13 protein-coding genes are annotated in these 10221 nt (G+C 63.9%); 9 read left to right on the top strand and 4 right to left on the bottom strand.

Going from position 1 to position 10221, the window contains the following annotated elements; genetic code table 11:
* Nucleotides 1-20 precede the first annotated feature (20 nt).
* The 7 genes from ACN0YF_RS12930 (at nucleotide 21) to ACN0YF_RS12900 (ending at nucleotide 5546) form a co-directional block, all read left to right on the top strand.
* Nucleotides 21-611 carry an NUDIX domain-containing protein gene (locus ACN0YF_RS12930; RefSeq protein ID WP_417480888.1) on the top strand — a complete coding sequence of 197 codons (591 nt, stop codon included), beginning with the start codon at nucleotides 21-23 and terminating at the stop codon, nucleotides 609-611.
* A 15-nt stretch (nucleotides 612-626) separates the two neighbouring features.
* Nucleotides 627-1448: a serine O-acetyltransferase gene (gene cysE / locus ACN0YF_RS12925; RefSeq protein ID WP_417480889.1), complete on the top strand. Its 822-nt coding sequence runs from the start codon at nucleotides 627-629 to the stop codon at nucleotides 1446-1448.
* A gap of 120 nt (nucleotides 1449-1568) precedes the next feature.
* Nucleotides 1569-1793 carry a DUF3126 family protein gene (locus tag ACN0YF_RS12920; protein ID WP_417494698.1) on the top strand — a complete coding sequence of 75 codons (225 nt, stop codon included), beginning with the start codon at nucleotides 1569-1571 and terminating at the stop codon, nucleotides 1791-1793.
* Complete coding sequence (locus ACN0YF_RS12915; protein ID WP_417494697.1) at nucleotides 1790-2569, top strand: ATP-binding cassette domain-containing protein; 780 nt, start codon at nucleotides 1790-1792, stop codon at nucleotides 2567-2569. The genes ACN0YF_RS12920 and ACN0YF_RS12915 overlap by 4 nt, the downstream gene beginning before the upstream one ends.
* Nucleotides 2566-4125, top strand: a complete 1560-nt coding sequence (locus ACN0YF_RS12910) for a glycine betaine ABC transporter substrate-binding protein (RefSeq protein WP_417494696.1) — start codon at nucleotides 2566-2568, stop codon at nucleotides 4123-4125. Before ACN0YF_RS12915 ends, ACN0YF_RS12910 begins: the two co-directional genes overlap by 4 nt.
* Nucleotides 4125-4622 (top strand): hypothetical protein, encoded by a 498-nt coding sequence (locus tag ACN0YF_RS12905; protein WP_417494695.1) that lies wholly within the window; start codon nucleotides 4125-4127, stop codon nucleotides 4620-4622. Before ACN0YF_RS12910 ends, ACN0YF_RS12905 begins: the two co-directional genes overlap by 1 nt.
* Nucleotides 4623-4757: 135 nt before the next feature.
* A complete protein-coding gene (locus ACN0YF_RS12900; RefSeq protein WP_417494694.1) occupies nucleotides 4758-5546 on the top strand; it encodes a hypothetical protein in 789 nt (262 codons plus the stop codon).
* 59 nt (nucleotides 5547-5605) lie between these two features.
* Here ACN0YF_RS12900 and ACN0YF_RS12895 read toward each other — a convergent pair whose 3' ends face one another.
* Nucleotides 5606-6370: a PhoH family protein gene (locus ACN0YF_RS12895; RefSeq protein WP_417480895.1), complete on the bottom strand. Its 765-nt coding sequence runs from the start codon at nucleotides 6368-6370 to the stop codon at nucleotides 5606-5608.
* 291 nt (nucleotides 6371-6661) lie between these two features.
* On the opposite strand from ACN0YF_RS12895, the gene ACN0YF_RS12890 reads away from it, so the two are divergent.
* A complete protein-coding gene (locus ACN0YF_RS12890; protein WP_417480896.1) occupies nucleotides 6662-7192 on the top strand; it encodes a gamma carbonic anhydrase family protein in 531 nt (176 codons plus the stop codon).
* Nucleotides 7193-7222: 30 nt separating this feature from the next.
* On the opposite strand, the gene ACN0YF_RS12885 is transcribed toward ACN0YF_RS12890, so the two are convergent.
* The 3 genes from ACN0YF_RS12885 to ACN0YF_RS12875 all read right to left on the bottom strand — a co-directional run bounded on the left by ACN0YF_RS12885 (nucleotide 7223) and on the right by ACN0YF_RS12875 (nucleotide 9104).
* The gene (locus ACN0YF_RS12885) at nucleotides 7223-7723 is read right to left on the bottom strand and encodes a DUF4339 domain-containing protein (RefSeq protein ID WP_233342433.1); all 501 of its coding nucleotides are present in this window, start codon (nucleotides 7721-7723) and stop codon (nucleotides 7223-7225) included.
* A 138-nt stretch (nucleotides 7724-7861) separates the two neighbouring features.
* Nucleotides 7862-8485, bottom strand: a complete 624-nt coding sequence (locus ACN0YF_RS12880; RefSeq protein WP_417480897.1) for a PilZ domain-containing protein — start codon at nucleotides 8483-8485, stop codon at nucleotides 7862-7864.
* A 58-nt stretch (nucleotides 8486-8543) separates the two neighbouring features.
* Entirely contained in the window at nucleotides 8544-9104 is a 561-nt protein-coding gene (locus tag ACN0YF_RS12875) for a PAS domain-containing protein (protein WP_417480898.1), read from the bottom strand.
* Nucleotides 9105-9301: 197 nt separating this feature from the next.
* On the opposite strand from ACN0YF_RS12875, the gene ACN0YF_RS12870 reads away from it, so the two are divergent.
* Nucleotides 9302-10210, top strand: a complete 909-nt coding sequence (locus ACN0YF_RS12870) for a hypothetical protein (RefSeq protein ID WP_417494693.1) — start codon at nucleotides 9302-9304, stop codon at nucleotides 10208-10210.
* Nucleotides 10211-10221 lie beyond the last annotated feature (11 nt).

Genomic DNA, 10221 nt, shown 5'->3' with positions numbered 1-10221 from the left:
CCCTGATGGAGGCGCGAGGCATGACAAAGACACGAGGTCCCTGGACCGTTCATGGCGAGCGGACCGTGTTTGAAAGCCCCTGGATGCAGGTGCGCGAGTTTGATGTCACCCAGCCGGACGGCAAGCCGGGCGTCTATGGCGTCATGTCGCCGCGCAATCTGGCGCTGGCCATCTTGCCGGTGCATGCCGACGGCACGATCACACTGGTCGGCCAGCATCGCTTCCCGCTCGACCGCTACAGCTGGGAAATCCCCGAGGGCGGCGGCCCGTTCGGCGAGGAGCCCATCGACAGCGCCCGGCGCGAGCTGAAGGAAGAGACCGGGATGACCGCCGACAACTGGCTGGAAATCCTGCAACTCGACCTGTCCAATTCCATCACCGACGAGCGCGCTGTCGGTTATCTGGCCACCGGCCTGCACCCCGGCGAGCCTGAACCGGAAGGGACGGAAGTCCTGCTCACGCGCACCCCACACTTTCTTGATGCGCTTGATGAGGCGATGTCAGGCAAGATCACGGACGCATTAACGGTGGCGATGTTGTTGCGCGCTTACTATATGGCCGGGCAAGGCCTGTTGGCGGCAGGGCTTGCTGATGTCATGCTACGCCGTTGAAGGCAGGAGAGACCCATGTCACTGAGCCAGGCCAATGCCCCCATCGCGGCGCGGACCGGAACCCAGGCCGTCTGGGCGCGCTTGCGCGTCGAAGCGGCTGCGGCTGCGGCCGAGGAGCCGATCCTCGCCAGTTTTCTCAATGCCGCCGTGCTGCGCCATGACGAGTTTTCCCATGCGCTGGCCTATTGCCTGGCGAGCAAGCTGGCTGATGCCCAGCTCGACGCCATGCTGGCGCGCGATGTCGCCGAGGCAGCCCTGAAGGGCGATCCGGGTATTGTGGACCAGGCCATCGCCGACATGGTGGCCGTCGAGGAGCGCGATCCGGCCTGCAAGAGCGTGTTGCAACCCTTCCTCTATTTCAAAGGCTATCAGGCGCTGCAGCTGCACCGCGTCGCCCACTGGCTGTGGAATGAAGGCCGCCAGAATCTCGCCTTCCACCTGCAGAGCCGGGTGTCCGAGCGTTTCGGCGTCGATATCCACCCGGCGGCGACCATCGGCCAGGGCGTCATGATGGACCATGCCACCTCGGTCGTGATCGGCGAGACCGCCGTGGTCGGCGATGATTGCTCGCTGCTGCACGAGGTCACGCTGGGCGGGACCGGCGCCGCACATGAAGACCGCCATCCCAAGGTTGGCCGCGGTGTGCTGATCGGTGCCGGCGCCAAGGTGCTCGGCAATATCGAGATCGGTGACCATGCCCGCATCGCCGCCGGATCAGTGGTGCTCAAATCGGTTCCGGCCGGCTGCACGGTGGCGGGCGTGCCGGCCCGGGTGGTGGGCGATTGCTGTCCGCAACCGGCGCGCAGCATGGACCAGAGCATCCCCGACGGAAAATAGGGCCGTCCGTCTGCGTTCGGCGAGGCGCGGGCGCGGATCAACGCAGGCATCGCACTGGACGCGCCCCCCTTGCATGGGCTTATTTGTCGCCAATTCGAATCCCCCGACCGGAGAGATACCGTGAACAAGAACATGACCGCAGTCGAAGCCGCGAAACTGCAACGCTTCCTGCGCAACAAGCTGCACCCGGACATGGCTGTGCAATGCCGCAACCGTCCGGACGAATGCGCCGAGATCCATATCGGCGATGAGTGTCTCGGTGTCGTGGCCAAGGTCATCGACGAGGGTGAAACCTCCTATTCCTTCGAGATCACCATCCTGGACATCGATCTGGAAGACCTTTGATCGACCCGTCGACGACCGTTCTTGAAGCCCGGCAGGTCACCAAGACCTATCCCGGCGATGTTCAGGCGGTTGCCGGCGTTGATCTCACCCTGCAGCGCGGCCAATTGCTGGCCCTCGCGGGCACATCGGGCTGCGGCAAGACCACCATGCTCAAACTGATCAACCGCCTGGAGGAGACTTCGGGCGGTTCGATTCTGTATGAGGGCGCGGATATCGCCACGCTCGATGCGGTGCAGTTGCGCCGCTCGATGGGCTGGGTGATGCAGGGCGATGGCCTGTTTCCCCATTATACGGTCGCCGAAAATGTCGCCATCGTGCCGCGCCTGCTTGGCTGGGACGCGGCGGTGATCGATGCGCGCGTACGCGAAATGCTCGACCTGGTCCGCCTCGACACGCATGAATTCGCGGATCGCTATCCCGATGCCCTGTCCGGCGGCCAGCGCCAGCGTGTCGGCTTTGCCCGCGCCCTGGCCGGCAAGCCGGATCTCCTGCTGATGGACGAACCCTTCGGCGCGCTCGATCCGATCACGCGCGACGGGCTGCAGCAGGACTTCATGGCGCTGCAGGCCCGGCTCGGATTTTCCGCCCTGATGGTCACCCATGACATGGCCGAGGCCCTGATCATGGCCGATACGGTCGCGGTGATGCGCGCCGGGCTGATCGTGCAGCAGGGCACGCCGGCGCAATTGCTCCATTCACCGGCCGATGATTATGTCGCTGACCTGCTGGAGACACCGCGCCGCCAGATGCGCCGGATCGCGGAGCTGGAGGCATGACCGGGAATTTCGCCGAACGCTGGGCCGAGCTGCCGCATCTTCTGGCCGGCCATGTTCTGCTTTCGCTCGCGGCGATTTTCGTCGGCATGGCGATCAGCGTGCCGCTGGGCATCTATGCGGCGCAGCGCCCGCGCCTGGCCGGCAGTGTGCTCAATGTCGCCGGCGTCATCCAGACGATTCCCGGCTTGGCTTTGCTGGCGCTGATGGTGCCGCTGCTGGGCGGGATGATCGGTTACTGGCCGGCCTTCCTGGCGCTGATGCTGTATTCAATCCTGCCCATCCTGCGCAATACGATTGTCGGCCTGCAGGGCGTCGAGCCCGGTGTGCGCGAAGCGGCGCGGGGGCTGGGCATGACGGAGCGCCAGCGGCTCTGGCAGGTCGAGCTGCCGCTGTCCCTGCCGGTGATCGTGGCTGGCCTGCGCACCTCGGTCGTCTGGGTGGTCGGGGCAGCAACGCTGGCAACCCCGGTCGGGGCATCGAGCCTGGGCAATTACATCTTTGCCGGCCTGCAGACGCGCAACTGGCTCTCGGTCCTGTTCGGCTGCGTCTTTGCCGCCGGTCTGGCGATCCTGTTTGACCAGATGATCCGCCTGCTCGAAATCGCGGCGCGTGACCGCCGGCGCGGTCTGGCCAGCGGTGTCGGGATTGCCCTGGCCCTGGTGGTCGGCCTCTCCGTCCTGCCTTCACTGATCCCGGCCTCCGCGCCCGCCGCAAGCGCGGGCAGCCAGAGCGCTGCGGCTCCGGCGAGCCTGGCCGGACAGACCATCAGCATCGGCGCCAAGGCCTTCACCGAACAATATATTCTCGCCGAACTGATGCAGGGCGTGCTCGAGGAGGCCGGCGCGACAGTCGAGCGCCGCGACAATCTCGGTTCGACCATCGCCTATGACGCGCTGCGCTCGGGCGAGATCGATGTTTATATCGATTATACCGGCACCATCTGGGCGACGGTGATGGGCCGGACGCAGGCGGCGGAGCGTCATCTGATGCTGGCTGAAATGACGGCCTGGCTGCACCGGCGCGACGGCGTTCTCACCCTGGGACGGCTTGGCTTCGAAAACGCCTACGGTTTTGCCATGACGCGCACGCGCGCCAATGAACTCGGCATCGACAGCTTGGCGGATCTGGCCCCGATCGCCGGTGAGCTGACTGTCGGCGGGGATCCGGAAGTGTTTGTCCGTTCGGAATGGATCGGCACCCGCGATGCCTATGGCCTGGGCGCCATGCGCACGCGGGCGATGGATTCGACCTTCATGTATGGCGCTGTGCGCGATGGCCAGGTCGATCTGATCAGCGCCTACACCACCGATGGCCGCATTGCCGCCTTCGATCTGCAAGTGCTCGACGATCCGGCCCAGATCCTGCCGCCCTATGATGCCGTGATCCTGCTTTCGCCACGCGCCGCAGCTCTGCCGGGCCTCGCCGAAGCGCTGGCCCCCTTGCTCGACGCAATCGATGGCGATGCGATGCGCGAAGCGAATCGCCGGGTTGATCTCGAGCATGAAACACCGGCCCAGGCCGCCGCCTGGCTCGCCACCCGGCTTGGAGACCGGTAATGGCGGGCTATGTCGGTCATGGACGTTTGCAGGATGCTGAATGGCTGATGCGTGCCTGCGCCCTGATGAATCGCGATCTGCCGCCGCACGCGCCGGAATACACGCCGGACACCGAACTCAATCGCTCCTACACAACCCAGGCGGCGGAATTTGAGACCCTGTTGGCGAAAATCGATCCGGAGGGCGATATCGACCGCTCGATCTTCCCGGTCCTGGCCTATTTCACGGCGTCGGAAGGCTGGCCGCTGGATATCATCTTTGCCGCCATCGCCGCCTTCCTCGTCTGGATCTTCATGCCCAACTGGTATGGCATCATGGAGTATGCGGCTTATGTCGCCATCGCCGGCTTCGTTGCCGTCCAGTATCTGCGCGCCCGGCGCGTGCGCGCGCGCGCCGAACGCGGAATGGAACGCCTCGGCTTGCAGCCGGGCGGGGAAAACAGCCTGACTTTGCGCATGCTGGTGAAATACCGCGTGATTCCGCCGACGATTCACTGAGGCGATCAGGCGGAGCCCCGTCCGCCGACGATCCGGGCGACAGCCAATATTTCAGGTGATTCGCTCCCGCGCCGAAAGCGTGCTACTGCTGCGTGCATTGAAAGTGCGTGATAACCCCGGCTTGCGGAGGTAGCAATGCGCGTATCCCTGTTGATCCTGCTCACGGTGTCGCTGACAGGCTGCATGACCCAGCGGAATGGCGAACTTGCGCCGTCTGCGCTCCCTGCGATCACCTTCAGTCCAGCCGAATACCGGCATTATACCGGTCTGGTACCGGCCGCGGGCCAGGAGACCATTCCCTGGTACGAACTTATTTCGGCCCGGTCTCGCAGTGCGGACCCGGAAGAACTTCGCAATCGAACAGATGGCGCAATCGCCGGCATCTTGATTTCGAAGTCAGACCTGATCTGCGACCATTATTTTGAACGCGTGATCGTTGTCCGCAATCAATCCGTATCCGCGCTGCAACTGGGCGCGCTGGCCGCGTCGGGAGCCGTGCCTCTGGCAACGCCGGATCGCAGCGGCCGCGTGCTCGGCGGTGTGGCCTCCTTCCTCACGGGCTCTCGCTCTGCGCTGGAACAGACGGTGTTTGACGGGGAGGATATCCGCGAATTGCGCCGGGCCGCCCTGACCTCGCGGGAACAATCGCGAATCGCTTTGCTGGCCCGAATGGACGAGGCCGCGGGCGGGACGGCCCAACTGGCCGTTCTCGCGGCAGAGCTCGGAAATTATCACCGCCAGTGCGGGATCGAGTTCGGGGCCGACTTCCGCTCCTCCCTGGTTGACCAGGCGGCGCGGGAAACGTCGGACGAAACAACTGAGCCACCGGTTACACCGGTGCCGCCGGCTACAACGCCCACAGTGGCGGGTGGTGCACAAGCGACGGGAAATCCTGCCGAACCCGCTGCGGGAACAACCCCCTGAATCAAAACGGCGCGGCCCTTTTCGAGCCGCGCCGTCCTGATTCTCTGTTCGAAACGGCCCTAAAGCACCGTCAGCATCGTCGCCACCAGCGGGTGGCGCACGATATCCTCCGCGGCCAGGCGGCAGACGGCGATGTCCTCCAGCGGCTCCAGCTTGTCGGCGATGATTCCCAGTCCCGACATGCCGGGCAGGAGGTCTGACTGGGCCGGATCGCCGGTGACGACCATGGTCGCGTTCCAGCCGAGCCGGGTGAGCAGCATTTTGAGCTGCACATAGGTGCAGTTCTGCGCCTCGTCGACGACAACGAAGGCATTATTGAGCGTGCGGCCGCGCATATAGCCGATCGGGGCAATCTCGATCAGGCCCTCGGCCATCATCGCCTGCAGGCGTTTTGGCGAGAGCCGGTCGGCGAGGGCGTCGTAGAGCGGGCGCAGATAGGGGGCGAGCTTCTCTTCCATGGCGCCGGGCAGGAAACCGATTGATTCGCCGGCCTCGACAGCAGGCCGTGACAGCACGATGCGGCTGACCTGCCCGGCTTCGAGCGCCTCGACGGCCTTGGCGACGGCGAGATAGGTCTTGCCGGTGCCGGCCGGGCCCAGTGCCAGCACGAGATTGTGCTCATCGACGGCGCGCATCAGGACGGCCTGGCCTTCCGAGCGAGGTTTGACGTTCTTGACGTATCTCTGGTCGCGCATGGGATCGCGCGCTTCCGGAGTCCAGTTGGTGCCCGGGAAAAGGGCGCGAACCTTGGTCTCCTCTGTCTGGTAATGCGCTGAGTTGAATTCACCGGTGCGGCTGCGACGTTTGGCGATACGCTTGGTCATGGCTCAGGTCTCCACACATGAAAAACCCCTCGGCCAAAGGCGGAGGGGCAACAGGAAGCTTGCGACGGGGATGATTCGGAAAACTCCGGCAGGCAGGGCCGCGGGGCACCAGTTTCTGGTGGGCTTGGGTGCAGACTGTCCATGACGTCTGATCAGGCCTTTCGTCCGGCGTTACCGAAAGGATTGCGAGGCAGCGCCCCGAATCGCAGCTACAGTGTGAGTGTAGCGCGGTGAATGAAATCTCAACGTTCGCGTCACCAAAATTTCACGGAATTCTTCAGGGAGACAGACATGGCCATTTATGCGTTGGGCGATTCTCAACCGGAACTTCCGGCCGATGGCCAGTACTGGGTGGCCCCGGACGCCAGCGTGATGGGACGGGTGATCCTGCGCGAGAATGCCAGTGTCTGGTATGGCGCCGTGGTCCGCGGGGACAATGATCCAATTGAAATCGGTGAGGATTCCAACGTCCAGGATCTTTCAGTCCTGCACACGGATGTCGGTGCGCCGCTGAAAATCGGCAAGGGCGTGACGATCGGACATCGCGTGATGTTGCACGGATGCACGATCGGCGACTATTCGCTGATCGGGATCGGCTCGACCATTCTCAACGGGGCGGTGATCGGGAAAAACTGCATCATTGGCGCCCACACATTGATCACCGAGGGCAAGGTCATCCCAGACAATTCGCTGGTCGTGGGCTCGCCTGGCCGGGTCATGAAGACGCTCGACGCGGATATGGAGGCGATTCTCAAGGCCTCCGCTGATCATTATGTCGAGAACTGGAAACGGCACAAAGCCGAGCTGCGCCGAATCGACTAGCGCGTCGGCAATCAGCGTCCCGGGCCGTGCCTAATTGGCGCGGCCCCAGAGATTGCGGATATTCTCGTCCGCATCGCGTCCCAGATTGAACCAGGCGGCACGATCATGGGTGGCGTCGATAATCAGCAGGCGATCATCGCGATCGAGAATATGGCTGAGCTCATTGCGCAGCACGGCGGCCGTTGTCGGCCCGCGCAGCAGCCAGGTGCCCGGCGTGATCTGCTCCAGCTCGCCATAGGCGGTCAGCGCATTGCGGAATTCCGGACCGGCTTCAGACTGGATTTCCGTCACGATCACGAAGTTCGCAGGGCGAACGCCAGCTGTGACACGCTTTTCCGGGGCAGGGCCGCCGGCATTCTCCGCCAGCCAGCCGGTGAATTCCTCCACTTCGGAGGCAGCACACCAGCCTTCATCGCGGGCATTGGAAACCTGGGAATGGGCCGCAATCCGGCCCTCGCTGACGAAAGCCTTCATCTGCGGCGGGGTGTAGGGGCCGTAAACACGGCCTTCGACTTTTACAAACCAGGACATTGCGATTCCGTCATCGCGAGGCATATCGGTTCTCTCTCGCACTTGCACAGGTACTTTCTATTCCACGGATACGGCAAGAATCAGGCCGACACGGCGATTTTACCGGGGAAACGCGACTCAAGTACGATCGGGGGGTGATCAGGCGGCTTCGCTACTCTTCTTTTCTGCGTCAGGGGGATCGAACACGACCGCGAAGCCATTGTCCAGAATACGAGCCACACATCCTGTCATTTCACCCACACGTAGCAATTCGCCCAGCCGCGGCCTTTCCAGACACTCGAAGGCGGCCCCGGAGACCGAGACATCGATTACGTTCGCCTGGATCACCACACCGTCATTGAGCAGGATGCGCGCCCGGCCACGGCCAGGCTTGCGCGCCGCGGCGCGATCTTCTTCCAGACCGAGCCGGTCCTTGTTGAAACGCCAGGTGATGGTGTCGGCGAGCTTGTCGCGTTTGCGTGAGGTGGCATTGAAGCGGACGGAGAATTCCTCGCCCTCGGTGCGGACAATCGTGCCCTCGATCCGGCCAATGCTGGAAATCATCAGCACGATGCGGGCATTCGCGGCCGGCACGGTGCGTGACATCACCCGGGCACCGCCCGGCGAGATATCCAGCAGCCGGCAGGCGTGCTCACCCAGCGCTTCCGACCAGAAACGGCCGTGCAGCTGCAAGGGAACGCGCGTATGGCGGCGCCTTTCCTGGGCGCCGCGCGCGGCAATCTTGATCTTGCGGCGGTCCAACCGGCCTGTTTCCTGCTGCATGGCGTCCACCTCCTGCAAGCGGGGAGGATAGGGCCAAGCGGTTAAGAATAGTTTTCAACTACTGGTCGTTCGCGATCATGACCGAAAGGCGCGAATCACGGCCGGGCTGAGGCGGGAACAGGAAGCCTGGATTGGCCGGCGGCCGCACTTCGCGCAGGCTGGTGCGCAGAATCGGACGGCCGTTCAGCGAATCGGCGGGCTCGAGCGGCTGGAACAGGCCTAGCGTCCGGTCGACCAGGCCTTCCGGCCCGCGCAGCGGCAGGAAGCAGATCTCGACCTGGATCTGGTGCATGTCCATGGTGGTCGCCCGCGCAATCACCGAGGCCGGCGACACACCGCCCAGCGAGGCTTCCAGGACCGCCTGGATATGGGTGGCATCATGGCCGCGCCACAGGCTCAGGAAATTCTGGTCCCGGAATTCACGCTGATACAGCTCGCACAGGCTGGTTCCGGCCAGCCGGAAGACGTGATGTTGCGGATCGATCCGTCCCAGAATGAAGACATGACCGAGCAGGGCGGAGATATCCTGTGGCTCGATATCAGCCCGGTATGGCGCCGCGCCGCCGAAACGGCGGGCCTGCCAATAGGCATGCAGGGCTTTCGATTGCGCGTGGCGCATTCCACTCTCCTGACACTGCGGTCATATCGTCCGGCGGCTCGATTGCCGTGCCGGCTTGGCGGAGAGGTTTCAAGATCGGGGCCATGCAAGTGGCTGGCGAAACACCCCGATCGCGCTCGCCAATCGCGGGAATCGCCTCTGCGGGGAAAACGGCCCGGGGTTTGCAAGACCGGTCCCAGGATAGAAGGAGCATGGCCATGCGCGTATCAGCCCGGCACGGTTTTACCATTCTGGCGAGTTTTGCCTTCGTTTTGTGTATCGCCCCGGCCGCCTCGGTCAGTGCGGTGGCACAGGATTGTTGCACCCCGCCACCGCCACCGACCTCGTGTTGCGATCATGGCGGCGGACATACGGTCAATGTGCCCAACATCAATATCCATGGCGGCAATATCAATGTCGGCGTCAATGTCTCGACGCGGGTCAACGTCAATACGAATGTGACGACGAATGTTGATGCCTCCTCGAGTGCCACATCCAATGCCACGGCGGGTGCCGGAGCGGGTTCGCGGGCGGGCGCCGGCTCGGTCACCTATATCGGTGGCGGCAGCTACTCACCCTTTGCCTCGGCACCAGCGGCCACCGCGATCACCGGCCTGAATGTCGCCGGTCTCGAGCGTGAAGCCGAATACGAATTCCGCGAGGAGCAACGCTCGCGCTGGGTCGAGGAATGGCGCCTGGTGCGCGCGGTCTGTGTCGATGATACCGGCACGCCGCATCCCGCCTCGCGCGTTGACAATGGTGACCGCGTCGCCCCGACCTATGACGGCGAGATCTATCGCTGCGTTGCGGGAACCGCGATGCAGGTGACGATCGGCTGGCGTCAGGACGGACAGGATAACTGGACCGATGCGCCGACCATCATGTGCCGCAAGGGCGAGGCCCTGCGTCATTCGCCGGGCGGCACGCTCGTCTGCGCCACCCAGGAGCCGCGCCGCAATTGTAATGAGCGCTCCCTGCTTCGCATGTATGGCCCCGGCGCCAAGCTGGTCTTCATGCGCCGCGAGGAGCACTACACCGAACAGGTCCGCTATGAGCGCGAAAGCGAAAGCATGCGCCTGAGCTCGATGACCCTGATGCTCGATGGCGGCGTCGGCGGCTATCGCTGATCGAAAACAAG

This window comes from Maricaulis sp. (genome assembly GCF_048270265.1).
GTDB lineage: Bacteria > Pseudomonadota > Alphaproteobacteria > Caulobacterales > Maricaulaceae > Maricaulis.
The sequence above is the reverse complement of the archived record's forward strand: the minus strand, read 5'-3'. Positions and strand labels throughout refer to the sequence as shown.